Below are 24,095 nucleotides of genomic sequence, written 5' to 3'. Positions count from 1 at the left end.
AAAACCCGGTTGTTATTCAACCGGGTTTTTTTCTTTATGATATCCTTTTTTAGGTACAAGAGGATAGAATACAATCCCCGAAGCAAGAAGTGCTACACCAAATAAAAATGTTTTAATGTCAGCAGTCCCTGCATAGATCACCCATATTGAGTAGATCGTTGCAATCGCTGCAATGATTCCATCAACCATTCGTTTATGATCTGATTTTTCGTATGTGTCTCCTGTAATTACAAGCTTTAATTGATATAGTGCTGCAAAGATGTAGGGAACTAAAAATGCCAGTGTAGCTATAAATATCATAAAATCAAAAGCCTGGGCCATTGAGTTGGATACCACTGAAAATATAAACAGCTGAGTACATAAGTTCGTAATCCATAAAGAAATAACAGGTGCTCCTTTTGGATTTTCTTTTAAGAAGGCAGGTATAAACATTTTTTGCTGAGCTGCTTGAAAAGGAACTTCAGCAGAAAGTAAAACCCACCCAATCGTTGCTCCTGTTAAAGAAATAATACCTAAAAGGGCCATAATCATACCCCCGGAGGGTCCAATTGCTACCTTTAAAGCATCCACTAATGGTTTTTGAGAAGAAACAAGATCATGCTGTGTTAAAGTGCCCATTACTAATAGAGTAATGCTGAGATAGAGAGCAAGTGCAATTAATAAACCAAGAATGGTAGCCTTTTTAACGTCACTTTTCTTCTTAGCCCTTGTTGCAAATACAACTGCCGACTCTACTCCGACAAATGCCCAAAGAGTTGCTATCGCAGCGCTATTTACCTGTCCTAAGAAACCGGTAGATACGCCGCCTTCCCCTTCAACAGGCTGATAGAAAGGCAGAAGATTGCTGCTTTGAAAAGCGAACAGACATGCCATAATGAATAATACAAAACCTAATACTTTAGCTGCTGTTGCAGCAAAGTTAACTTTCCCTGCACCTTCAACTCCATTTAAAATCAGGATATGAACACCCCATAGAAGAATCGAACAAACAATAAAAGTAATTACTCCGCCGCTTGTTATCGTTGTTCCGGCTATTTTAAAGAGCGGGTTTTTACTTTCCATCACCGGAAAAAAAGTAGAAAGATAACTTGCGAATGTTGTTATGATTGCTACGTTTCCAGACCAGTTAGCTACCCAATATCCCCAACTTACAAGATATCCGCCTAATAAAGAAGAATGCGTGTTTTCTTTAAATAATGCTTTTGCATAGTTTTGAGGGCCGCCATTTAATTCAGGTTTTCTTAATGACAAATTCCCAAACACTAATGCGGTCATCAATACTCCAAATCCGGTAATCACCCATGCTGATATGACACCGCCAGGACTTGCTACTTCTGCTAGAGATCTTGGCAGCATAAAAATACCAGATCCAACCATGTTTCCTACTACTAGGGCAGTTAATACCCATAAACCAAGGTTTCTTTTATCCAATGAAATACCACCTTTCAATCACTTACTATTTTTACCCTAAAAGATAGTATTCAATTCCTCTTTCAGAAAAAAAGAACTTGTACGGATACAAGTTCTATCAATACTATATTTGAAGATAAGTCTTACCGTTTTCTTGAATAATCTTCTCTTCTTTCAGGAGTTTACCCAATGCACGTTTGAACGCTGCTTTACTCATTTGAAACACAGCTTTTATTTCTTCTGGCGAAGATTTGTCTGTCAGTGGCATTTGGCCTTTATTTTCACGAAGATATTGATAGATACGTTCAGAGTCTTCGTTATAAGCTTGTTCTTTTCGGGGACGCATCGATAAGTTCATTCGACCATCTTCTCTGACGAACGAAACTCTAGCTTCTAATTTTTGTCCAAGCCGAGGTTTTACTTTTAATTCATCGTTGTGAATAAATCCAATATGCTGCGAATCAGTAAAGATCAAAACACCTGATTCATTCATTTTATACACATGACCCGAGACATGTTGGTTAAACATTTCTTCAGTTGCGGCTTCAGCTTGTTCAACCATCTCTTCTTCTGTCCCTAAGTCAGCGAACAAACGTCCTTTTTTATCTAGTTTCAAACCAGAATATAATTTATCGCCAAGCTTTGGCCATTCTTCCCATGATTCCGGAAGATCATCTTTAGACAACAGCACATCTTTTTTTATGCCGACGTACAAAAACACACCGAGTTTATGATTCACACCTGAAACATCAAGCCAGGCAAGTGAATCCAGCTGTACTTTTGGCATTGTTTCAGTAGCTGCCAATCTGCCTTGGTGATCTTGGTACAAAAATACTTCAACGATTGCTCCTTCTTCATGTTTTCCCTTTGCTTCAGATTTATGGAGAAGAACTTCTTCTCCATTATCTAAGTCTAAAACAAATCCTAAGTCAGAATCGCGCTTGACTTTCAATGAATATACTAATCCAGGTCTTTTTGATTCCATGTTTTCATTCCTTTTCATAGTTGTAGTTAATAATGCTGTTTTCGTTTTCTTTGTTGCTTTTGAAGGAGGTTAATTTCCTCTACAGGGGCTCGCTTTCCACAGGGTGTGCGGTGAGCCCCGTTAGTCTCGTCCTTCCGATCCAATAATCTTTTCTATGAAGCACTTCTTTAAAAATCTTTTAATATCAACAATCTTTTAAAAAGGCTGTTTTCGCATTCATTGTTGCTATTGAAAGTAGTTGATTTCCGTTTCGGTTGCTCGCTTTCCGCAGGGCAGGCGGTGAGCCACATTCGTACGTTTCACTTTTAAGTGTCTCACCTGCCCGCCTGTCCTGCAGGAGTCTCACACCTTACACTCCGATCAACTGTCAAAGAAGACAATATATAAGATTAAAAGCAACAATCTTTAAGAAAAGAGCTTCTAAAAAAGAGCCAAAAAGAAAAACCTACATTAGTAGGTTTTCGCCTTCTTGTTCTTAATTATTCATCCTTTTTATCTTTGGATGCTTCAAGTTCCATCAGTTTTTTTACTAAAATATGCTGAGGCATGTGCATTAACTGTTCAAGTGGAACATTTAATTCTTTTGCTAATTTTACAGCCGTATCAGCAGAAAGTTGTAATGGTTTCATATGCATCCCTCCTAGCAAAGTATAACAGGGTTATTCCTTTATGACACTAAAAGACTATAAATTTTAAAACAAGCCAACTGCTTTTCCATCTGCTGTAACATCCATATTGTTTGCGGCGGGCACTTTCGGTAAACCTGGCATTGTCATTACATCACCTGTAAGTGCAACAATGAATCCGGCTCCAATCGATGGTTTTAACTCTCTAATTGTTATAGTAAAGTTTTCGGGTCTGCCGAGCTTTTTAGGATCATCTGAAAAAGAATATTGTGTTTTTGCCATACAAATCGGAAGGTTATCCCATCCAAACTCTGTATATTGTTTGAGTTGTTTCATAGCTTTTGGTGAAAATTGTACATCACCAGCACCATATACTTTTTTGCATATCGTTTCTACCTTTTCTTTAATTGGTAAGCTTAATTCATATAAAGGTTTATAGTTATTTTCTTCTGTGTCAATAACTTCTATTACGCGGGCTGCAAGGTCTTCTCCGCCTTCTCCCCCTTTTGCCCATACATCTGCTTCTTCTGCTGCAATACCTTTTGCGGCACACCACTCTTTAATGAAAGCAACTTCTTCTTCTGTATCTGTTATAAACTTATTAATCGCTACTACGACAGGTACGCCAAACTGCTTTAATGTGTCTAAGTGTTTCTCCAGGTTAGGCATACCTTTTTCTAAAGCTTCTAGATCTGGATTTTTTAAAGCGTCTTTAGGAAGTCCTCCATGCATTTTCAAAGCACGTACAGTAGCTACAATAACAACTGCACTTGGATTAATTTCTGCATATCTGGCTTTAATATCCAAAAACTTTTCCGCTCCAAGGTCAGCTCCGAAGCCTGCCTCTGTTACGACCATTTCTCCTAGTTTGGATGCCAGTTTTGTTGCGATTATACTGTTACAGCCATGTGCAATATTTGCAAACGGACCACCATGTACAAGAGCAGGTGTGTTTTCCAGAGTTTGAACGATGTTTGGTCTGATTGCATCTTTTAATAAGAGTGTAAGTGCTCCTTGTGCATTTAAATCGCCTGCAGTGACAGGCTGATTGTCATAATCAAATGCCACTACCATTTTTGATAGACGAAGCTTTAAATCTTCTAAGTTGTTTGCCAAACAGAAAATTGCCATGATTTCTGAAGCAACGGTTATATCAAATCCATCTTCACGCGGCACACCTTGTACAGGACCGCCTAAACCAATAATAATTTTTCTTAAAGCACGATCATTCATGTCTAGTGCTCGTTTCCAGACAATACGACGAGGGTCAATATTCAGCGCATTACCCTGATGAAGGTGATTATCGATTAAAGCGGCAAGGGCATTGTTTGCTGTTGTAATCGCATGAAGATCACCAGTAAAATGAAGGTTAATGTCCTCCATTGGCATAATCTGCGAATATCCGCCGCCAGCAGCTCCGCCTTTAATACCCATACTCGGGCCAAGAGAAGGTTCACGCAAAGCAATAATTGTCTTTTTCCCTACACGATTCAAAGCTTGTCCCAATCCAACAGTAACAGTAGATTTTCCTTCTCCTGCAGGTGTAGGACTAATAGCAGTAACTAACACTACTTTTCCTTCTTTAACAGTTTGCAGCTTTTGAAAAAGATCTAATGAGAGCTTCCCTTTATATCTACCATATGGTTCCCAGTCTTCATCATCAATTCCTAGCTGGCCTACAATTTCTTCAATTCGCAGCATTTTTGCTGATTGGGCAATCTCGATATCACTTTTAATGGTAATCTTTTCTAACATATTGACAAAACCCTCCATCACATATATTGAAGTCTCATCTTCTATCTTATAATAAACAAGTATTTGATTCTATCAGTTTTTCTATTACAACTACAGTTTAGTTTACTTGAAGTTAGGATATCGTATAATAAGATGGTAAGTTATTCCCTAGGAGGTAGTTGAATGGCAAAGATTGATGTTCAGGGTTATGGCACTTATAACATTGAAAACGGTAAAAAACTAGTTAACGCACTAGAAGACAATGGAGTTGACATGCTTCACCGCTGCGGCGGAAAAGCGAAGTGTACAACTTGCCGTGTTGAAGTTCTTTCTGGTGACTTAGGTCCTATCGGTGAAAAAGAAGCAAACATACTTGAAACGAAAGGACTTTCTGGAAACATTAGACTGTCTTGCCAGATTTGTGTTTCTGAAGATGCGGCGATTAAACCTATCGTAACAGTGAGTTCTGAAGGCTTAGATGCAGGGCCTCGTCCTGTAGAGGAATGTGAATAAAATATTGAATGAGAGCTGTCACAAAAATTTTGGCAGCTCTTTTTATATGCTCGCAGGAAGTAATAGAAGTAGGTCGTTTTAATGTCGGATTTTGACGACCCGTCGATATATGACTGAAAAGTTTCGATATATGATTCAAAAATCTCGATAATCTACTTAAAAACCTGGATATATGAACGAAAAATGTTTCGATAAAAAACAGATGCTTAAAAGGAACATTATTTGTCCGCTAAGCATCATTTTTTATATATTATTACTTTTTCCCTTCCCACTCTGAGAAGAACTGATCGAGGAATTGCTTTAAAAAATTATGGCGTTCTTCTGCAAGCTGTTTGGCATAGGAAGTATTCATATAATCTTTCAGTTTCAGCAGTTTCTCATAAAAATGATTGACCGCTGTACTTTTTTGATTGCGGTATTCATCTTTTGACATTGTTTCTCTTACTGGTATTTCAGGATCATACATCAACTGTCCTTTTGCTCCTGAATAAGCAAATGTCCTTCCGATGCCGATCGCTCCGACCGCGTCCAGGCGATCTGCATCCTGAACTACTTGTCCTTCGATTGTTGTCATAGGTGATTGGTTTCCGCCTTTAAACGACATCGTACTAATTATAGAAAGAATATTTATTAAATCTTCATTGTCCACATGAATGGATTGGAGCCATTGTTTAACATCAGCAAGCCCTTTTTCTTCGCTTCCGGCAATCTTTTCATCGGCTAAATCATGCAATAAAGCTGCCATAATGCATATAAATCGATCTGCTTTTTCTTGTTCTGCTATATTTTCTGCTAATTGTTTTACACGGTAAATATGATACCAATCATGTCCACTGCTATCATTTACTAATTGCTTTTTCACAAATGCTTCTGTTCGATCAATCATTAACTGTTTCATATGTTACCCCATTGTACAAGACTGTTTGCTTTCATTATTTTCTTCTAACTGACTAAGTAAAGCATATGCTTTTTTCTTTGAAAAAACGTTTTCTTTCACAAACGATTCAAGGAGCGCAATAAAATAGCTTCCATCAAAAGAAAGCTGATTGATCAGTGTTATTTCAAGTGCGATTTTTACTTGATAATCGGATGCATCTGTATAATGTCTTCCAAAATCAATAAAATAAAGATCTCCCTCAGGCAGACGAAAGCCTTTTGAAGCGAGCAAATCTATGTAATCTTCTAACATATTATCTTCCATACATCTCAACCCCAAAATCAACAGATTCTAGTAAATTGTACCAGTTGTATTCAATAATTATCAATGACTTCTTTTACAGCCTTAATTAATTTACCATTGAGCGCCTGTTGACTTAGTTGATCGGCAATTTTATTTTCATTACGAGTTACCCACTCGTAAATTGGTTCAACTTGCATTTTCTTAAATAATGTTTCGATTTTATCTGCCCAGTTCTGGAGGTTCGGTTCATAACATGGCCATTCACCTTTCATTTGTTCAATAACTACTTTGGAATCCCCTTTAATGCGGATTTCTTCGTATTGAACCCCAAGAGCTTCTAGTTCTTTAGCAGCAATCCAAAGAGCCGCATATTCTGATTCATTATTAGATTCTAAGTGATCCAAGCTGGTGTTTTTCTTGAGTCTATATTGTACCCCATTCTGGGAGTATGAGATTACGATTCCCTGTCCGCTTTCTCCTGTTTCTGCTTTGAATCCGCCATCAAAGGCTACACTAATATCACGCGGTTCTTCTTTTTTTACTTTTGTAAGTTTTAACAGTTCTTTTTTGTTCCAACTCACGCCTTTACTATCGATAAAAGCAACCTCAGAGAGCCGGCCGGTATTATCGAGATCTGATGCAGTGAATAATGCTTCTTCTAATGAAACTGGATCCGAAACGAATCGAATCTTAACTTGAGACTTCGGATGTTTGTATACATATTCGATAGAAAACTTCATAGTCAAACTCCTTTTTGATTTTATAAAAGTGCTTTATAATACATATCAAATGACGTTAAACGAAGGAGAGACACAATTGATAGAGGTGTATATAGATGGTGCTAGCGCGGGTGATCCCGGAAAGTCTGGTGCAGGTATTTATGTAAAAACTGGCGATGGACAGACACATTCTTATCGTTTCCCATTAGGCAGCATGTCTAACCATGAAGCAGAATATCATGCTCTCATCCATGGATTAAAGATATGCGTTGAAAATAACTGGAAAATTGTTTCGTTCCGAACGGATTCACAAGCTGTTGAAAAAGCAGTAGACAAACGTTTTGCTAAAGATAAAAGATATGTTCAATTATTAGAACAAGCTTTATCCTATGCAGATCAATTAGAATTATTTTTTATTAAATGGATCCCTTCAAAACAAAATAAAATGGCAGATGAACTGGCGAGACAAGCGATTCAGCTGAATGGGAGACCAAATCATGATTAAAAAAACTTGGTTTGCTGATGCTAACTTATTATTGGTAGCTTTGGTGTGGGGGACAACATTCGTTATCGTTCAGCGAGCTATTGCCTTCCTGCAGCCCTATTCTTTTAATACGATTAGATTCAGTTTTGCAGCCATTATATTACTGTTTTTTATCCTCTTTTTTAAACGTAAACCTCTATTTCACTTTAAAAACACAGCTTTATTAAGAAATGGAATGATCTTAGGGTTTTTTCTTTATTTAGGCTATGGTTTTCAGACGGTTGGACTTTTGTATACCACTTCTTCAAAAGGCGGGTTTATTACTGGACTTAGTGTTGTATTGGTACCTTTATTCAGTTATCTATTTTTAAATCAAAAACTAAATTGGCAGATTGGAATCAGTTCTTTATTGGCCCTCTTTGGATTATATTTATTAACGATCCAAAACGCTTTTTCGATTAATATGGGTGATGGGTATATATTATTGTGTGCTATTTCCTTTGCTTTGCACATTGTCTTCACGGGTAAGTTCGCCAAAACCTTTGATGCATTGTGTCTTACGGTTGTTCAATTGCTCACAGTCTCATTATGCAGCTTTATTACAGCTTTATTTTCAGAGAATTGGCAAGCTATGTTTGCATCCAGCAAAGTTTTTAAACCCGAAGTAATCGTTGCCCTTCTTATTACGGCATTGTTTGCAACAGCATTAGCTTTTTTGGCTCAAACATATTTTCAGTCGTTCACAACTCCAGCGAGAGTGGCTTTAATTTTTGCGATGGAACCAGTATTTGCTGCTGCAACAGCATTTATTATGATAAACGAGCGTTTGGGATCAAAAGCAGTATTCGGTTGTTTTCTCATTTTGTTAGGCATGATTTTATCAGAAGTAAAGATTAGCAGACTAACTTTTAAACAGCAAAAAGAGTGGGATATCCATTAGCCCACTCTTATTTGTATTTCTAAAGCTTGCAGCGCTTCTCTGACAGCTTGTTTGTCTAGTTCGTATTTACATATTTCAAGATCATGTTCAATAAGATCAGGGACATCAGTAAAAATGGTACAAAGATCCTTGCTTAAGATTGCCATGTCTCTTCCTGCTTCTAACTTCTTAAGGTACCGTTTGTACTTTGGATCTAGTGTTTCAAAATTCTCATAAATAAATTCAATAGCTCCATACTGCTGAATTAAAGGCAATGCTGCTTTATCACCCACTCCTGCAACACCCGGTATGTTGTCACTTTTATCGCCGAGCAGTGCTTTAACATCGATCCACTGTAATGGTGTAATTCCATACTCTTCCTGGAAATGTGAAAGTGTGTATTTTATTTCATCTCGTTTGATTGAAATAAGCTGAGACGTTTTTTCACATAATAGCTGCAATAAATCACGATCATTGCTGTAGATAATACATTCTCCATCTTTTTCTTTTCTCCAGCGATTCACGAGCGTACCAATAATATCGTCTGCTTCATATCTCGGGATCGTTAGTTGGCTGATGCCAATCGTATCAAATAATTCAACAAGTGTTTCGAACTGCTGAATCAACGGCTCTGGTAATTCGTTTCGAGTTCCTTTATAATCTGCATACTTTTCGCGGCGCAATGTTTCATCTCTTTTTACATCCCAGGCAACTGTGATATGAGTAGGTTCATGCTCTCTTACTAACATTAATAATTTTTGAATCGTTACTCGAATCGCGTTCGTGAATTGTCCTTTAGAGTTTCTCGGAAGATCGTGCATTTCTTTACCGTAAGCTGTAGCAAAATAACATCTGCTCAGCAAATTAAATCCATCAATTAAAAGCAATGTTTCTTTCTTTTCCATGTTTTCTTCCCCCGGTATCACTGTACTATGTTATGAAAAAAGCGCATTTTACAATGATGTAAAATACGCTTGTTAAAAGTTAAGTAAAATCCGCTCTGCCGTGACTTTATATGCCTTTGGAACCTGATCTCTCAGGTGGGTATCCGCAGCTGCCGTTACAGTCTTCCAAGTCGAATGCAAGGCTTGACTGCCTGACAGATCATATTGGATTCCCGTCGTTAGCACATAGGTTAAAGACATTGGAAAGCCACGAACATCGCAGATTTTTATTATACAATCTCTTTATTCAGATGTAAAATTATTTTGTTTTTTTACCGTGATGCATTTTTTGAACTTCCATTTCAGCATATGAAGCAAATTCGGTTTGGTTTTCTGCTCCGTTTTCTTTCACATTGTTGTTTCGCTGCGCATTTGCGTTTGCCTTCTTCTGTTTGCCCATGTTTAATCCCTCCTTTTTACTTACTATGGCTAAATTGCATCTAAATATTTATTACATAAAATTTCCTTATTTGGTTAAGCTATTTATTAAAAGGAGGGATAGATTATGACGAATCCTTATTTATGTCCAAACTGTAAAACCAATCGAACACGCTTTAATGTGATCGAACAAAATCCGGTTTCAGTTAAATTAGATCCTGCGACTGGCAGTGTTGTTCAGCAATATGGCGATGGCGATGAACTCGATATGTTTCATCTCCCCTACAAAGGTGCTCAAAAGCTTATTCAATGTGCAGCATGCGGAGTTGTCGGCGAAGAAGAAATGTATATTAAACGAGCTCAAAATAATCCAAGAACTTAACTAAAAAGACTGTCAGTAAAAGCAACATACTGACAGTCTTTACTTATTTGTGTGGAATTTTTAATGGAATAACAACTGGCCTTTTTAATGGTTCAATACTAACTAGATTTGAAAGAGTGACGGTAAGATCTTCGGTTGGCAGACCGTTATTAAAATAAATAAGAAAGGCTTGTTCATCCTGATTGAAAGTTTCGTGTATTTCAAAATTTTCGTACTCATTACCATTGTGATTTTTTATCGATATTAAGTTGGTTAAATTATTTTCTTCAGACCCGATCTCTTTAAATTTATATTTTGGACGCGGATAGATCAAATAATCAAAAGCTTTTGATACAGTGCTTATTTTGAATTTTATAACAGGTTTTTTAGTTTCAGGATCCAGCGTTAAACCGTTATATGCTCCTGTAATACCGTTTTCATTAACTATCATGAAGTTTTTAATTACATCTTCATTAGAATTAGCTTTAAAGTTATTTATTTCTTCTTTAGAAACGGTAAAATCGTATGAATTATTTGTTTTATGTATGGAATGAGAAATGATTAATTCTGCTTTTTCCTTTTCCTCCAGAGAGATTAAGTCATAAATTATTCCATAGGCTTCTATATAATTTCTTCCTTTTCCATCTCTTGAAATTTGATATTCAAATGAATGGACTTCTTCATCACTGTCTCTAAAATATTTCTTGAAATTACCAACAAGTGAAATTAAGGTAGGATCATCCTGTTGAACAACGGATAATCTTGAACCCATTTGATAAAATTGTAAATTACCAATTTTTATCTCCTTGTTATTTTTCAGTAAAAATGTCTTATTTATTGGTTCTGAACTAATAATTTTTGGTTCTTCATTCACATTAATTGGAGTGACCTTAATAGAAATAGGATCAAGTTTAAACGTGCCTTTTTTTGAGTATAAACTTAATTTTGTAAACTCCAACCGGTCACTTTTGATGATTTTTTCCCAATCAGTCTCATCTTTTACATTTTCAAAATTAGAGCGTAAGATTACGGACCGATATAATCGATGTTTATAGACATATCCATCTAGTGAAATTTCCCCATTATAACTTTCAGCAGGAGTTTCGAATGAATCTCCATTACTCGATGAAAGTTTAATTTTGTCTACAAATAATTTTGGAATATCGTCCAAGTTATTATCTCTTTCTAAAAGATCTACACTGTATAAAATATATAACTGATTGGAATAATACCATGTTTTCTCGATTTTGAATTCTCGTTGCTCGTTAGGAATGGGGATTATAATTTTACTGTCTTTCAACAAATGAAAGTGATTAACGAACTTCAAATCTTGGAATTTCAATTCTTCCCATTTCAATAATTCGTTCCAGCTATCTGCAACTTGGAAATGATCTGTATTGACTTCCCATGCCGGTTCAGCACTTTTTTGAAACTGGGTATACGAGATAAATGCAATGATTAAAACAAGACCGATGAATAATTTTTTCCATCTAGTATGCAAAACACTATTCCCCTCGCTGTGTAGATTCCTATTTTATCTTTTAAATAAGGTGGCTTTCATTTTTGGAATTTTATAGGTGATTGTCACAGGGTTGGGCAATAGTTTCGAATATACGAGATCAGAGATGGAAATCGTTAAAGTCTCTTCTGGTATATTAATCGTGTTTAATGCCCCATTATTTATCTCCTCTTTAAAAAATGTAATAAAATATTGCGTTTTCAAGTCGTCTTCCGTGTTAAACAAATCAAAATTTTTCAATGCTTTATTATGACTGTTGAATACATGCAGTATGTTTTTTTTGAAGCTTCTTTCGTATTCTTCCTTTACACCATTATCTGCAAAATAGCTTCCAGGAAGCAGTCCATCTGTCATGTGATTTCCTTTTTCCTTTTTCATGGCACTGATTTGTATGGAAGGCTTGCCGTTATATATTCGAAGCCCCTCATAAATGAAAGTGTAATTATTATCTGTCTTTATGGGCTCATTTCTCACAATTTCTTCATCAGGATTTGAGTTCATTTTAACGATATCTTCTTTAGGAATTGTCCATGAGTAAGATCTTTTATCTTTATATAAGGTGGCATCAATAGTAATCGCTTTTTTCTTTTTTGAATTCTTTTGCTCTAATTGTTCCTCAAAGGTCGGCAATGAAAATCCTTTCTCCGGTGTACCTACAAGATCCCATGAGAAGGGGGTGCCGGGTTGATCAATCCATCCGGAAAAACCGATTAAATCTTTATCATCCCTTGGAATATTAACCGCAAACTGGCGGCTGTACAATAAAATCTCATACGCGTTTATTTCCGCTTTTTTGTTGCCATCATAAGTGAATTGTTTATGTATTGGAGATGATTCCAGTACTTTTTCTAAAATGTTTTCTGATGAAACTTTAAAACCAATATTTTTAATTTTGTCAAAACCATCTCTATTAAACACTTGAAGATTTTGAAGTTCGAAATGATCAGCATCTGTTAAAATGCTCCAATCATCTCGTTCAAGTTTTTCAGGATTAGGAACTAAAAACATGGAGCGATACAATCTATGCTTAAACACAAATCCAGAATCTGCAGTGAAATTATCGCTTGCTTGAAATGAGAATTCTTCGTCTTTTTCATTTGAAAGCTGCATATTTTTAACGAGTAAACGCGGGACATCTTGTGCATTTTTGTCCCGTTCTTTTAAATCTACACTGTATAAGATATATAAACGGCCTTCTAAGTTCCAAACTCTTTCTATCGTTAATGTCCTTAATTCTTTTTCTAATGGAATAGTTTTATTTATTTTTTTCACAAGCTTATAACGATCTACTACTCTAAGCTCTTCAAATTTTGTGTATTCCTTTTCCATTCCTTCATTGAAACTGTCCACTACATGGAATTGTTTCTCATTAACTTTCCAAGCGGGTTCAGCGCTTTTGGCAAACTGGGTATAAAAGATGAAGCCGCCTAGCAAAATACCCCCAACGGCTAGCTTTTTCCATTTAATCAACTATGACATCCCCTTTTTCTCTCTATATAGAGAAATAATACCATAATATTTAGAATAGTCGCTAAAATAGTTTCCCTTATTTTTACATTGGAAAAACCTTGCCAAATTGACAAGGTTTTAGTCTGCTATAAAGAAACAGTTTCACTGATTTTATTCAATTGAGCTTCCATGATATTGAGTCCTTTTTGAAGCTGCTCTTTTGAAATAACGAGAGGTGATAATATTCTGATCACGTTGCTGTATAAACCTGCTCCCATTATGGCTAGCCCATTTTGATTGCATGCAGCTATAATTTGTTTAGCTTTGAACGCATCCGGTTTTTTACTAGACTTGTCTTGAACGATTTCGAGTGCACACATGGCACCTATCCCTCTAACATCTCCGATAAAATCAAATTGATTTTTCCATTTATTAAATGTATTTAATATGATTGAACCAATTTCTTCAGCTTTCGTTAACAATTCTTCCTCTTCAATCATGGCAATAACCTCTAAAGCTGCCACACATCCGAGGGGACTTCCTCCATACGTTCCTCCGATTTCTCCAGGTGCGGGTGCATCCATAATCTCAGCTTTTCCAGTTACAGCTGAGATCGGAAGTCCTGCTGCAATAGACTTTGACATCGTCATAAGATCAGGAACAACATCAAAGTGTTCAATCGCAAACATCTTGCCTGTACGGCCAAAACCGGTTTGGATTTCATCAGCAATGAGCAGGATATTATATTTATCACAAATCTTCCGAAGACCTTGTACAAACGTTTTAGAAGGAACGACAAATCCACCTTCACCTTGTACAGGCTCAAAAATAATAGCTGCTATTTCTTCTGGCGGAACTTCACCTAAGAAAAAATCCTCAAACTTACTAAGAATAGCTGCATCCGTTTCTTCCACATTACGTTCATCACGATAGTAATAAGGATATGGCATTTTATACGTCTCAGGTGCAAAAGGGCCAAATTCAAATTTATAAGGTTTTACTTTACTTGTTAATGACATCGCTAAAAGGGTCCGGCCATGGAAACCGCGCTCAAACGAGATGATTGCTTTTCTGCCTGTATACTTACGTGCAATTTTTACTGCATTTTCAACAGCTTCAGCACCGCTATTTAAGAAAAACGTTTTTTTGTGATGATTACCCGGAGTGATTTGATTCAGTTTTTCTGCGAGCTGGATATATGGTTCGTACATCATGACGTGAAAACATGGATGTATATATTTTTCGATTTGATTCTTTAAGGCATCTACAATACGAGGAGGACAATGACCTACGTTTAATGTCCCGATGGCACCGGCAAAATCAATGTATTCTCTTCCATCTACATCTGTCATCGTACTGCCGCTGGCATGATCTAAAAAATTTAATACTGTATTAAAAGGGCCTCTAGGAACATTCAGCTCTTTTCGTTTTAAAAGGTCTTCAGATTTCTTCATTCGCTATACCCTCCGCACCAGTCATATATAGTTAAAGCAATAATCTCAGCAGCTTCTATGATCTTATGAATCTCTATATATTCATTTGGATAATGAGCTACAGCCGTCACACCTGGTCCAAACACGATGGAAGGTGTATTACCGGCTTGTGTTAAAAGGCCGCCGTCTGTTCCCCATGGTGAAGCCTCAATCATTGGCTTTTCTCCCAGCACTTGTTCATAATTATGAACAAGATTTTTCATTAAGGGGTGCGATGTGTCAATGGATCCCGGCAGCCACTGTGCCCCAAACCATTCAATAATCACTGGATGATCTTTTATCCACGAGTCACCAATAGCAGCCAGATGTTCTTCCAATTCTTTTTTTACTTGTTCAAGTGTCTCATGAGGAGCAACCCCGATTCGACCTTCAAGAAGAACGGTGTCCGGAACGCTAGATGGCCAATTTCCTCCAGAGATTTTACCGATATTTATAGGGACAGGTATGGGAATATTCTTATATAATGGATCAGTTATTCGCTGATTCCGTATTTCTTCAAGTTTTTTAACAGCTGCAAGGACGACAGCTGCTTTTTCAATGGCACTGACACCTTCATACCGTGTACCGCCATGTGCCGCTTTTCCTTTGACAGTTAGCCTGAACCACATGGAGCCTTGCTGTGAAGGGAATATTTTCATGTTAGTAGGTTCTGGTATGATAGCTGCGTCAGCTTTATAGCCTCTAAGTACTGCGGCAAGTGTACCCGCACCGCCGCTTTCCTCTTCTATTACACTATGAAAATACAGATCTCCTTTAAGTTTGGTACCTGATTCTTTTAATGCCTGAATGGCTAATAAAAGGGCTAGGTTTCCACCCTTCATGTCAGTTGAACCGCGGCCGTAAAGTTTACCATCAATAACTTTACCGCTGAAAGGGTGATCATCCCATTGTTTAAGATCCCCTTCAGGTACAACATCAATATGTCCATTTAATACCAGTGACTTTCCATTTCCTGTACCTCGCCAAATGCCAACAACATTAGGACTCTTGCTAAAGTCTGTACGTCCTGCACAAAAATAAGGATGGGCTGCCAGCTCTTCTCCATCCGGATACCACATATCAACTTCCAAGCCAATCTCTTCTAATTTTGAAGCAATTAGTTTTTGTACGCCTGCTTCATTTTCAGTCGTACTAGCTTCTTGAACCGTTTTTTGTAAAAAGAAAACTGCATTTTCTTGTTCTTGAAGAAGCCAATTAGAGAGTTTTTCTTTTACAAACATCTATAACTACCCTCTTTCTTTTTATTGGACGTTGTTTTCTAAAAGATTTTTTCAAAAGGCTCATTTCTAAAAGGTTGTAGTTTTTAAGGCATTTTCAATAAGAGACTTCATTGACATGTTGATTGGAGTGCAAGGTGCGAGACTCCTGCGGGACAGGTGGGCAGGTGAGACACTTATACGTGAAACGTACGAATGTGGCTCACCGTCTGCCCCGCGGAAAGGGAGCAACCTGGAACGGAAATAAACTACTTTCAAAAGCAACAATGAAGACGAAAAAATCCTTATAGAAAGACAGAAACTTTTTCGTCTACAATTACGTTTGCCCCTGTAGAGCTCAACACATCTTCTACGGTATATGGATTCATCACTTCTTTTAATACTAATTTTCCATCTGCACAATGAAATACTGCTTTTTCTGTAATGATCATATGTGCTCCTTCTTTAACTGTCAGCGGCAGTGAGCACTCCTTGACAATCTTTGGATTTCCATATTTATCTGTATGATTCATTAAGATAATGACCTTTTTTGCCTTTTGTGCCAGGTCAATCGCCCCACCCATTCCCGGAACGCGTTTACCTGGGACGATCCAGTTGGCGATATCACCCTTTTCACTTACTTCCAGAGCACCAAGTATCGTTACATCAAGTAACCCTTTACGAATAATTCCGAATGCTGTAGCGCTGTCAAAATAAGAGGCTCCTGCCTTAATGGTTACTGGATATCCACCGGCATTTGATAAATTCCCGTCCTCTTCTCCTTCTCTAGGTGAACCGCCCATTCCTAATATGCCGTTCTCAGTATGCAGCATGATATGTAGATCACTGGAAATGTAATCTGCAACGAGGGTAGGAATGCCTATTCCTAAATTAACAACCATTCCATCTGTTATTTCGAGCGCTGCTCTTCTTGCAATCCTGTGCCTTGTTTCAGCTCCCAGACCCATTTCCAGTCCACCCCTTTACTTTGAATAATATAATCAACAAATACACCAGGTGTAATAATTTCTTCAGGGTGCAAAGAGCCGATAGGAACGATTTCTTCAACTTCAGCTATTGTAATCTGTCCAGCTGTTGCAACGAGAGGATTCGTATTTCTGGCGGTTTTATCATAAACAAGATTGCCGTAAAAATCTGCTTTTTGTGCGTAAACAATAGAAACATCTGCAGTTAATGCAGGTTCAATCATATATGTCTTATGATTCACATCCACTTTTTGTTTGTTCGTTTCAACAACCGTTCCAAGACCGACATCAACCAAAATTCCGCCTAGTCCCATTCCTCCAGCTCTTATCTTTTCGGCTAAAGTACCTTGAGGAACAAACTCAACTTCGAGAAACCCTTCCTGCATTTGCTTTCCTGCTTCTGGGTTAGATCCAATATGGGAGGCAATTAGTTTCTTTACACGTTTTTCTGTGATTAATTTACCTGGTCCAATCCAAGGAAAACCTGTGTCGTTACTAATTAACAAGATGTCGTGTATATTTTTCTCCAAGATCATATTAATTAAGGAAGGAGGAGCACCAACCCCTCCAAATCCCCCTGCCATCAGTGACATGCCGTTAAAAAAATACCGAGAGGCGTCTTCAATGGATATTTGCTTATTCACTTTTTGTTCCACTATTTGCACCTCTTTCAACTTGTGGCCTTTGTAATATACAATCCTTCAGTGATTAGTAAACTTGTGAGTTCGCCAACTGCATGATCGAGAATATCAATGATGTCATTAACTTGTTCCTTCGTTATTATTAAAGGAGGAGAAACAAGTATCGAATCCCCTGAAAACCCAGTAACACCTCCAACTGCAGGATAAACAAGCAGCCCTTTTTCAAAACAGATAGATAATAAACGCTCTGTTACTTTACTAGAGATTTCAAAAGGTTCTCTTGTTATTGGATCCTTAACAAATTCAACTCCGCACAATAGCCCTTTTCCCCTAATATCACCGATTATTGAATGTTTCCATTGAAGTCTTTGTAAGCTGTTAAGCAAATACTCCCCAATTGTTTCTGTATTTTCGATAAGGCTATTTCTCTCCATGAATTGTATTACGGCTAAACAAGCAGCTGCTGATTGAGGGTTTGCACTAAATGTATGTCCACCCATAATGATTTTGCTTCCATTTTCTATTTCTTTCATTACACGATCTGAAATAATAGTGGCTGCCATCGGCGTATAACCTGCACTCATCCCTTTTCCAAGTGTGATGATATCAGGAATAACATCCCAATGTTCCATAGCAAACATTTTTCCTGTCCTGCCCATACCAGTCATAACTTCGTCTGCAATCATTAAGATGTTGAATTTTGTACAAATCGATCTTATCTTGGTGTAATATTCATCTGGAGGAACGATAGCGCCGCCTGACGCTCCGATTACGGGTTCAACAATAAAAGCTGCAATTTGCTCTGGACCAATTGCTTGAATGATCGTTTCCAATTCATCAGCGCATCTGACCCCGCACCCAGGATACGTATCTTTTAATGGACATTGATAGCAATACGGTGCAGGAGCAACAGGGAAATCCTCTAATAAAGAACTAAAACGCTGTCTTCTTAAAGGGTGCCCCGACATTGAAAGGGCTCCTAAGGTGATTCCATGATAGCTGGTCCATCTGGATAAAACTTTGTTCTTTGTATGAATTCCTTGTTCTTGAAAATATTGAATAGCAATTTTCAGTGCCGTTTCCGTTGCTTCTGAACCACTATTAACAAAGAATACGGAGTTAAGATCTCCTGGTGCATATTCTGCTAGTTTTTCAGCCAATCGTTCAGCTGCTTCATTCGTAAACTGAGACCGATAAACAAAGGATACGTGCTTCGCTTGATTCCACATGGCTTCAGCAATCTCTTCAACACCATGACCAATATTTGCTGTTATAGCACCTGAAGAGCCATCGATATATTGCTTACCATCTTTATCGTATAAATAAATTCCTTTTCCGTGGCTGATCACTGGGTAATCATTTCCTAGAACCGGTTTAATGAGATGTGATTTTCTCATAAAAAAGGCTCCTTCCTCATGAGGTTAAAACGGAAATGACACGGATGGCATTTCCGTTATCAATAAAACGCTAGAGTTTAAAGTAATTCTTCTTTAAGAATCTTGGGATTGCCATCAGCTCATGATACGAAATAGATGAATCTATCTTTTTAGTGTCAATTAGCATTAATTGATCTTCTATTTCATCAACAATATGATCTTCCTGATATTCCATTCCGCAAGAACGGCAGGAAACAGAAGGAATAACTGTGATTTCTACTGCTTTGGATCCATCCGGCAGTTCCCAATATCCCGTTAATTCTGATTGTTCTGCTTTTTCGTTTTCACACCATAAACACTTCATGATTTCCTCCGTTCTTATGCATTCTTGTGTTCTTCAGAAGACGAAGAATTTCCTTCATTTTTCTCTTGCTCAAATTTATATTTTTTCTCTTTCAGTTCATCACGTTTATCACGTTTATCTTTTAATGAGCTATGTTCAGGATTAGTGTGATAATCTTGTCTTCTTTCTAACCGTTTAAGACCTTTTGGAACTAGATTAAAAGCCTCATCGTTCATAAGTGCAGATACTCCGATGGCAGGCTTAATATGATTTGTGCCCATGATCTCATTAAAGTAGGCATCAGCTCTGCCAGCTTGATAGTTTTGTGGTTCAGGATATGAGGTAATAACACCCTCAAAGTTTCTCAAAACTACTTTTTCGGGTGATTGTGAAATCAGATAGTTTGGCTGTACAGCAATTTTCCCACCACCGCCTGGAGCATCCACTACAAATGTTGGGACGGCGTAACCGGAAGTATGACCGCGAAGACCTTCAATAATTTCAAGACCTTTTGAAACAGGTGCTCTGAAATGGCCAATTCCTTCTGAAAGGTCACATTGATAAATATAATAGGGACGCACTCTTATCTTGACCAAGTCATGCATGAGTTTCTTCATGATTGGAACACTGTCGTTGATTCCAGCCAAGATTACAGATTGGTTTCCAACAGGAACTCCTGCGTTGGCTAGCATTTCACAAGCTCGTTTAGATTCTTCGGTAATTTCCAATGATGTATTGAAATGAGTGTTCAGCCATACTGGATGATATTTCTTTAAAATATTGCATAAATTCTCCGTAATCCTCTGCGGAAATACGACCGGCGCTCTTGTACCTATCCTGATGATTTCCAAATGAGGGATTTCTCTTAAGTTCTTTAATATATATTCTAAAATATTGTCATTGATTAATAATCCATCACCGCCGGAGATCAAACAATCTCTTACTTGCGGATTACTGCGGATGTAGTTGATTGCTGCATCCAGCTGTTTCTTCGGCACACCCATTCCTATCTGACCCGAAAATCTTCTTCGCGTACAATAGCGGCAATACATGGAGCATTGATTTGTCACTAGAAACAATACACGGTCCGGGTATCGGTGAGTTAGGCCAGGTACAGGGGAATCCTCATCTTCATGCAGAGGATCCTCTAAATCATACTTTGTTTTTAAAATCTCTTTTCCAATAGGAACAGATTGCATACGGATCGGACATCTAGAATCATCTTGATCCATTAGCCAAGCATAGTAAGGTGTAATATTCAACGGAATCGTCATCGTTGAAATTTTTACTCCTTCTTCTTCTTCTGGCGTCATGTTAATGACTTTTCTAAGATCTTTCAGATTTCTGATGGTGTTCGTTAGCTGCCAAAGCCAATCATTCCATTGTTCTTCCGTAACATCCTTCCATAGATCGTACTCTTTCCAATGTTTCTTTGGTTTGAATAGTCCGTTAACGATAGGCATTCTATGACCTCCTTTATTTCTGCACCTGTAAACTACATGCAAGTTCTGTGCCAAAATATCTGAAATTTCCGAATATGTGCGTCGGCCTTATAGTTTATGCATCTTTCTTTCATTTCGGGCCATGATGATTATGAAAATAACAAAAGTAACCGCCGGATTTCCGGCGGTTACTTTTGCTTCATTTTATATTGTAAAGTTTGCCTAGGGACTTGAAGAAGCTTTGCAGCTTGCTGAATATTCCCTGACGTTTGTTTTAATGCTTTATCTATTAATTGTTTTTCTAATTCATCCAATGCAAGTTTAAGTGGTGGTATATCTGCATTCTCAAAGCCTGTTTGTCCTTGGTCTATAGCACCTGCTTGTTTTACATGACTCGGTACTAAATGCAGTTCGATTACTCCTTCTTCATCAGCAAAATTCATTGCGTGTTCGATGGCGTGTTTGAGTTCTCTAATATTTCCTGGCCAGCCATAATGACAAAATGCTTTTTCAGCTTCAACTGACAAACCGCTGATTTTTTTATGAAATGCTTCATTAAATATTCGAATAAAATAATTTGTTAAAAAAGGGATGTCCTCTCCCCTATCTCTTAATGGAGGAAGTTCTAAATAAACAACGTTTAATCTGTAAAATAAATCATGGCGAAGGATTCCTTTTGTTAAACAGTCTTCCGGCTTTTCATTCAGTGCCGAAATAATTCGAACATCTACTCTATGCGCTATACCGCTGCCAATTCTCTGAACGATTCCTTCTTGGACCACTCTTAGAATTTTACCCTGAAGTTCAATAGGCATGGAGTTAATTTCATCTAGAAATAACGTCCCTCCATCAGCCAATTCAAAAACACCAGGCCGGTCAACAGCTCCTGTAAAGCTTCCTTTTGTAGTCCCGAACAATATACCTTCTAAAAGCGGACCTGGAATAGCAGCACAATTTTGCGCAATAAAGGGTTTGGTGTTCCTATTAGATGCATTGTGGATGGCTTGAACAAACAATTCTTTACCCGTACCAGTCTCTCCGTAAATCATAACAGGTGAATTCGTCCTGGAAGCCATTTCACTCTGATTCTTAAGTTCATTCATAAGTGGATTTCTGCTTAAAATATCTGAAAAGTGATAGGAAGCAAATACTCGTTTATTCGCTTTCTTAGCTGGACTTTTGATTTTTGCTTGTAGATCTAAAAGCTGATCTGAAAGCTGTTTAATTTTCGAAATATTTTTTGCTACTTCTACAGCACCAATTAATTCACCATCCAGCCATAAAGGAAGTGTTGAATTGATTGTATCAATTTGAATGCCTTTTCTATTTCGATAAGATTGGTGCTGATTATGAATCGGGATTCCGGTTTGAATCACTTTTAATAACGTACTTGTTTCTTTAGTTAAGGATGGAAAAGCATCCAGCACATGATAATTATGAACTTCTTCAGGAGATAAACCATCTAATGAGGCAGCTACTGAGTTATAAAAAATCGTCATTCCATTTGCATCAACTACATGTATTCCTTCATCAATTGTTTTTAAAATCGCTTTTAAAGTTTCTGCTGTTTCTACAGTTCCAGAAATCATGAAGTTCCACCACCCCAGGCGCCGAATATTTGTCAGTACATGCCGGATTTTAAGCACTACTTATTATCGAGATAAATCCTTCACCCATATATTCATATCTTCAAATTTGTCAAATATTTTACAGTTATTTGCAAGCCTGCCAGTATACGTGTAACCTCTTTGATAAAATACAGCGTTCATTCCAAAGGATAAAGCTCTTGCGATGGAATAAGAGCAATAAATATTGCGCATAAACAATTCTTTTTCAAGTTGTTCAACAAGGTGTTTCATGAGACCATATTTGCGGTGTTCAATTAAAGTCGCACAGTCTGTTATTTCCGCATTATGATAAGTTGAATTAATATCTGCTGAGGCAGCGCTTACAATTTTTCCATTGTGCAGTACTAAACAAAATAACGTCCCTGCTTGCATCATTTCACGAACGTATTGGGGATCGTTCATTGGTGTAGGGTAAATTTCAAAAACAATTCCATATAATTCAGCTAATTCTTTAGCATCCTGTTCATTTGCCATACGCATGTTATACTCGACCGGCAACTGATTTGGCAAATTGCTATTTGAAAGCTGTCGAACCTTTTTTAGGATGTTATCCTCTTCTGCCCAATAACCGCTGTTTCTTCTATCATTCGAAATATACTTGCACATTGCTATTGCGGCAGCACCATTAAAATAACTTGAAAACTCACCTTCAAATATAAATCCATATTGAAGCCAATAAGACACATCATCTGCACGTGATTTAATAATGACCTTTTGAAACGGATGTATTGCTGTTGTTTCATTGATCCATTCCACAAGTACGCGGACATTCCCACGGTAATCATCTATACGCAGCCGCTCATTATAATAGTCAAAACAAGCATCTGCTCTGAATTGCGGTTGTTGTATTTTACGATTTTCATAATAGGCCGTGTTCATAATACCCCCTCCTGTCTCTATAAAATAACTTCCATATTTATACGGATAAATCCTGCAATGAAGAAAACTTGGGTGACGCAAGCCATTTTCGTCAGCCTTAGTTGCACATATACTATCGACTTTGACTTGATACTGTGCTTAGAACATCATTTTGTTAACAAGTTATACTTTATGATAGTGCAAAAAAACCACCCGTAAAGGTGGTTTATACTCAAACTATAGTGCTCGATGGGGAAGCTTCCAATTGTATTTAACTGAAAGCATTCTAAAACATACGAGAACGATGAAAAGTATCATGTAATCAACTAAACTGTTTACCATGTTCAATCCTACAATTAGTCCTCCAAGCAAAGCCCAAACGGCATAAATTTCTTCCCTTAGTACTACTGGTTTTCTCCCAGCCAAAATATCACGAATAATACCTCCGCCGATTCCGGTTAAAATCGCGGCAACGATCACTGCACTTATTGGATGGTTCATGCTCGTAGCTGCAATAGCACCTTGGATGGCAAACGCCGATAGACCGATAGCATCAAAAAAGTGCAGACTTTTTTTAGAAAACTGTATGAAGTTAGATGGCATGAAGAATACAATTCCCATTGCTGCTAGTGCTGATTTAAGCAATAAACCCTGCTGCCAAATAGAATCTACTGGTATTCCAATAAGAACATTTCGAATGATTCCCCCTCCGAAAGCAGTAACTAAGCCTAAAATTATAACACCGAGCAGATCATAATCCTCTTCCATTGCAACTAATGCACCTGAGATGGCAAAAGCTATTGTTCCAATGATGTTTAATAAATCCCAAGTCAAACCCGAACTTCCTCTCTACATTCAATATTACTCCGTATTGAATACTATAAGGTTATGGGTTAGCTGGCAAGTACTAT

General features: G+C 37.5%; 25 protein-coding genes and 1 other RNA gene. 4 read left to right on the top strand and 22 right to left on the bottom strand.

The window, feature by feature from the left end:
• Positions 1-12: 12 nt before the first annotated feature.
• The 4 genes from J2X07_RS06325 to J2X07_RS06310 form a co-directional block, all read right to left on the bottom strand.
• On the bottom strand, positions 13-1,431 hold the full coding sequence (locus J2X07_RS06325; RefSeq protein WP_310257596.1) for an amino acid permease: 1,419 nt from the start codon (positions 1,429-1,431) through the stop codon (positions 13-15).
• A gap of 103 nt (positions 1,432-1,534) precedes the next feature.
• A complete protein-coding gene (locus J2X07_RS06320; RefSeq protein WP_310257594.1) occupies positions 1,535-2,395 on the bottom strand; it encodes a CvfB family protein in 861 nt (286 codons plus the stop codon).
• A gap of 479 nt (positions 2,396-2,874) precedes the next feature.
• Positions 2,875-3,024 (bottom strand): YycC family protein, encoded by a 150-nt coding sequence (locus J2X07_RS06315; protein ID WP_310257591.1) that lies wholly within the window; start codon positions 3,022-3,024, stop codon positions 2,875-2,877.
• Between the two features lie 63 nt (positions 3,025-3,087).
• Positions 3,088-4,776 (bottom strand): formate--tetrahydrofolate ligase, encoded by a 1,689-nt coding sequence (locus J2X07_RS06310; protein ID WP_310257590.1) that lies wholly within the window; start codon positions 4,774-4,776, stop codon positions 3,088-3,090.
• A gap of 162 nt (positions 4,777-4,938) precedes the next feature.
• Here J2X07_RS06310 and J2X07_RS06305 point away from each other — a divergent pair, with 162 nt between their 5' ends.
• Complete coding sequence (locus J2X07_RS06305) at positions 4,939-5,268, top strand: 2Fe-2S iron-sulfur cluster-binding protein (RefSeq protein WP_310257588.1); 330 nt, start codon at positions 4,939-4,941, stop codon at positions 5,266-5,268.
• A gap of 253 nt (positions 5,269-5,521) precedes the next feature.
• Here J2X07_RS06305 and J2X07_RS06300 read toward each other — a convergent pair whose 3' ends face one another.
• From J2X07_RS06300 to J2X07_RS06290, 3 genes are read right to left on the bottom strand one after another with little or no spacing between them, the layout of a single operon-like run.
• Positions 5,522-6,166 (bottom strand): HD domain-containing protein, encoded by a 645-nt coding sequence (locus tag J2X07_RS06300; RefSeq protein ID WP_310257586.1) that lies wholly within the window; start codon positions 6,164-6,166, stop codon positions 5,522-5,524.
• A gap of 3 nt (positions 6,167-6,169) precedes the next feature.
• Positions 6,170-6,469, bottom strand: a complete 300-nt coding sequence (locus tag J2X07_RS06295; RefSeq protein WP_310257584.1) for a DUF6123 family protein — start codon at positions 6,467-6,469, stop codon at positions 6,170-6,172.
• A gap of 50 nt (positions 6,470-6,519) precedes the next feature.
• Positions 6,520-7,188: a reverse transcriptase-like protein gene (locus J2X07_RS06290; protein ID WP_310257582.1), complete on the bottom strand. Its 669-nt coding sequence runs from the start codon at positions 7,186-7,188 to the stop codon at positions 6,520-6,522.
• 76 nt (positions 7,189-7,264) lie between these two features.
• On the opposite strand from J2X07_RS06290, the gene J2X07_RS06285 reads away from it, so the two are divergent.
• The gene (locus J2X07_RS06285; protein ID WP_310257579.1) at positions 7,265-7,672 is read left to right on the top strand and encodes a reverse transcriptase-like protein; all 408 of its coding nucleotides are present in this window, start codon (positions 7,265-7,267) and stop codon (positions 7,670-7,672) included.
• The gene (locus J2X07_RS06280; protein WP_310257577.1) at positions 7,665-8,591 is read left to right on the top strand and encodes a DMT family transporter; all 927 of its coding nucleotides are present in this window, start codon (positions 7,665-7,667) and stop codon (positions 8,589-8,591) included. The genes J2X07_RS06285 and J2X07_RS06280 overlap by 8 nt, the downstream gene beginning before the upstream one ends.
• On the opposite strand, the gene J2X07_RS06275 is transcribed toward J2X07_RS06280, so the two are convergent.
• From J2X07_RS06275 to J2X07_RS06265, 3 genes are all read right to left on the bottom strand, one after another.
• A complete protein-coding gene (locus tag J2X07_RS06275; protein ID WP_310257575.1) occupies positions 8,588-9,475 on the bottom strand; it encodes a 5'-3' exonuclease in 888 nt (295 codons plus the stop codon). The genes J2X07_RS06280 and J2X07_RS06275 overlap by 4 nt on opposite strands.
• Positions 9,476-9,558: 83 nt before the next feature.
• Positions 9,559-9,743, bottom strand: a non-coding RNA gene (gene ssrS / locus J2X07_RS06270) — 6S RNA.
• 30 nt (positions 9,744-9,773) lie between these two features.
• Positions 9,774-9,914, bottom strand: coding sequence for a hypothetical protein (locus J2X07_RS06265; protein ID WP_310257573.1), 141 nt, complete (start codon positions 9,912-9,914; stop codon positions 9,774-9,776).
• A 105-nt stretch (positions 9,915-10,019) separates the two neighbouring features.
• Here J2X07_RS06265 and J2X07_RS06260 point away from each other — a divergent pair, with 105 nt between their 5' ends.
• On the top strand, positions 10,020-10,274 hold the full coding sequence (locus J2X07_RS06260) for a DNA alkylation repair protein (protein WP_310257571.1): 255 nt from the start codon (positions 10,020-10,022) through the stop codon (positions 10,272-10,274).
• Positions 10,275-10,317: 43 nt separating this feature from the next.
• Here the strand turns inward: J2X07_RS06260 and J2X07_RS06255 are convergent, their stop codons facing one another.
• The 12 genes from J2X07_RS06255 to J2X07_RS06200 all read right to left on the bottom strand — a co-directional run bounded on the left by J2X07_RS06255 (position 10,318) and on the right by J2X07_RS06200 (position 24,018).
• Positions 10,318-11,754 (bottom strand): hypothetical protein, encoded by a 1,437-nt coding sequence (locus J2X07_RS06255; RefSeq protein WP_310257570.1) that lies wholly within the window; start codon positions 11,752-11,754, stop codon positions 10,318-10,320.
• Positions 11,755-11,787: 33 nt separating this feature from the next.
• Positions 11,788-13,242, bottom strand: coding sequence for a hypothetical protein (locus J2X07_RS06250; RefSeq protein WP_310257569.1), 1,455 nt, complete (start codon positions 13,240-13,242; stop codon positions 11,788-11,790).
• A gap of 125 nt (positions 13,243-13,367) precedes the next feature.
• A complete protein-coding gene (gene gabT / locus J2X07_RS06245) occupies positions 13,368-14,675 on the bottom strand; it encodes a 4-aminobutyrate--2-oxoglutarate transaminase (protein WP_310257568.1) in 1,308 nt (435 codons plus the stop codon).
• The gene (locus J2X07_RS06240; RefSeq protein ID WP_310257567.1) at positions 14,672-15,934 is read right to left on the bottom strand and encodes a peptidase; all 1,263 of its coding nucleotides are present in this window, start codon (positions 15,932-15,934) and stop codon (positions 14,672-14,674) included. Before J2X07_RS06240 ends, gabT begins: the two co-directional genes overlap by 4 nt.
• 281 nt (positions 15,935-16,215) lie before the next feature.
• The gene (locus J2X07_RS06235; RefSeq protein ID WP_310257565.1) at positions 16,216-16,878 is read right to left on the bottom strand and encodes a 3-oxoacid CoA-transferase subunit B; all 663 of its coding nucleotides are present in this window, start codon (positions 16,876-16,878) and stop codon (positions 16,216-16,218) included.
• Positions 16,821-17,561, bottom strand: coding sequence for a CoA transferase subunit A (locus J2X07_RS06230; protein WP_396193889.1), 741 nt, complete (start codon positions 17,559-17,561; stop codon positions 16,821-16,823). The genes J2X07_RS06235 and J2X07_RS06230 overlap by 58 nt, the downstream gene beginning before the upstream one ends.
• Positions 17,562-17,566: 5 nt before the next feature.
• Positions 17,567-18,934, bottom strand: a complete 1,368-nt coding sequence (locus J2X07_RS06225; protein WP_310257563.1) for an aspartate aminotransferase family protein — start codon at positions 18,932-18,934, stop codon at positions 17,567-17,569.
• Positions 18,935-19,004: 70 nt separating this feature from the next.
• Complete coding sequence (locus J2X07_RS06220) at positions 19,005-19,277, bottom strand: YokU family protein (RefSeq protein ID WP_310257562.1); 273 nt, start codon at positions 19,275-19,277, stop codon at positions 19,005-19,007.
• Positions 19,278-19,291: 14 nt separating this feature from the next.
• Positions 19,292-20,719, bottom strand: a complete 1,428-nt coding sequence (ablA, locus tag J2X07_RS06215) for a lysine 2,3-aminomutase (protein WP_396193675.1) — start codon at positions 20,717-20,719, stop codon at positions 19,292-19,294.
• A gap of 167 nt (positions 20,720-20,886) precedes the next feature.
• Positions 20,887-22,287 carry a sigma-54 interaction domain-containing protein gene (locus J2X07_RS06210; protein ID WP_310257561.1) on the bottom strand — a complete coding sequence of 467 codons (1,401 nt, stop codon included), beginning with the start codon at positions 22,285-22,287 and terminating at the stop codon, positions 20,887-20,889.
• 63 nt (positions 22,288-22,350) lie between these two features.
• Positions 22,351-23,205 carry a putative beta-lysine N-acetyltransferase gene (gene ablB, locus J2X07_RS06205; RefSeq protein WP_310257559.1) on the bottom strand — a complete coding sequence of 285 codons (855 nt, stop codon included), beginning with the start codon at positions 23,203-23,205 and terminating at the stop codon, positions 22,351-22,353.
• 216 nt (positions 23,206-23,421) lie between these two features.
• A complete protein-coding gene (locus J2X07_RS06200; RefSeq protein WP_310257558.1) occupies positions 23,422-24,018 on the bottom strand; it encodes a trimeric intracellular cation channel family protein in 597 nt (198 codons plus the stop codon).
• Positions 24,019-24,095 lie beyond the last annotated feature (77 nt).

This window comes from Fictibacillus barbaricus, from assembly GCF_031457135.1.
Classification (GTDB): Bacteria; Bacillota; Bacilli; order Bacillales; family Fictibacillaceae; genus Fictibacillus; species Fictibacillus barbaricus_A.
This window is presented reverse-complemented; position numbering and strand designations above follow the sequence as displayed.

Bases quoted from the DNA above. Each gene is read 5' to 3' on its own strand.
- J2X07_RS06320 (WP_310257594.1), bottom strand. From the start codon at position 2,395: ATGGAATCAAAAAGACCTGGATTAGTATATTCATTGAAAGTCAAGCGC.
- J2X07_RS06310 (WP_310257590.1), bottom strand. From the start codon at position 4,776: ATGTTAGAAAAGATTACCATTAAAAGTGATATCGAGATTGCCCAATCA.
- J2X07_RS06220 (WP_310257562.1), bottom strand. From the start codon at position 19,277: ATGAAGTGTTTATGGTGTGAAAACGAAAAAGCAGAACAATCAGAATTA.
- J2X07_RS06260 (WP_310257571.1), top strand. From the start codon at position 10,020: ATGACGAATCCTTATTTATGTCCAAACTGTAAAACCAATCGAACACGC.
- J2X07_RS06280 (WP_310257577.1), top strand. From the start codon at position 7,665: ATGATTAAAAAAACTTGGTTTGCTGATGCTAACTTATTATTGGTAGCT.
- J2X07_RS06275 (WP_310257575.1), bottom strand. From the start codon at position 9,475: ATGGAAAAGAAAGAAACATTGCTTTTAATTGATGGATTTAATTTGCTG.
- J2X07_RS06290 (WP_310257582.1), bottom strand. From the start codon at position 7,188: ATGAAGTTTTCTATCGAATATGTATACAAACATCCGAAGTCTCAAGTT.
- J2X07_RS06240 (WP_310257567.1), bottom strand. From the start codon at position 15,934: ATGTTTGTAAAAGAAAAACTCTCTAATTGGCTTCTTCAAGAACAAGAA.
- gabT (WP_310257568.1), bottom strand. From the start codon at position 14,675: ATGAAGAAATCTGAAGACCTTTTAAAACGAAAAGAGCTGAATGTTCCT.
- J2X07_RS06300 (WP_310257586.1), bottom strand. From the start codon at position 6,166: ATGAAACAGTTAATGATTGATCGAACAGAAGCATTTGTGAAAAAGCAA.
- J2X07_RS06225 (WP_310257563.1), bottom strand. From the start codon at position 18,934: ATGAGAAAATCACATCTCATTAAACCGGTTCTAGGAAATGATTACCCA.
- ablB (WP_310257559.1), bottom strand. From the start codon at position 23,205: ATGAACACGGCCTATTATGAAAATCGTAAAATACAACAACCGCAATTC.
- J2X07_RS06210 (WP_310257561.1), bottom strand. From the start codon at position 22,287: ATGATTTCTGGAACTGTAGAAACAGCAGAAACTTTAAAAGCGATTTTA.
- J2X07_RS06305 (WP_310257588.1), top strand. From the start codon at position 4,939: ATGGCAAAGATTGATGTTCAGGGTTATGGCACTTATAACATTGAAAAC.
- ablA (WP_396193675.1), bottom strand. From the start codon at position 20,719: ATGCCTATCGTTAACGGACTATTCAAACCAAAGAAACATTGGAAAGAG.
- J2X07_RS06315 (WP_310257591.1), bottom strand. From the start codon at position 3,024: ATGAAACCATTACAACTTTCTGCTGATACGGCTGTAAAATTAGCAAAA.
- J2X07_RS06235 (WP_310257565.1), bottom strand. From the start codon at position 16,878: ATGGGTCTGGGAGCTGAAACAAGGCACAGGATTGCAAGAAGAGCAGCG.
- J2X07_RS06295 (WP_310257584.1), bottom strand. From the start codon at position 6,469: ATGGAAGATAATATGTTAGAAGATTACATAGATTTGCTCGCTTCAAAA.
- J2X07_RS06265 (WP_310257573.1), bottom strand. From the start codon at position 9,914: ATGGGCAAACAGAAGAAGGCAAACGCAAATGCGCAGCGAAACAACAAT.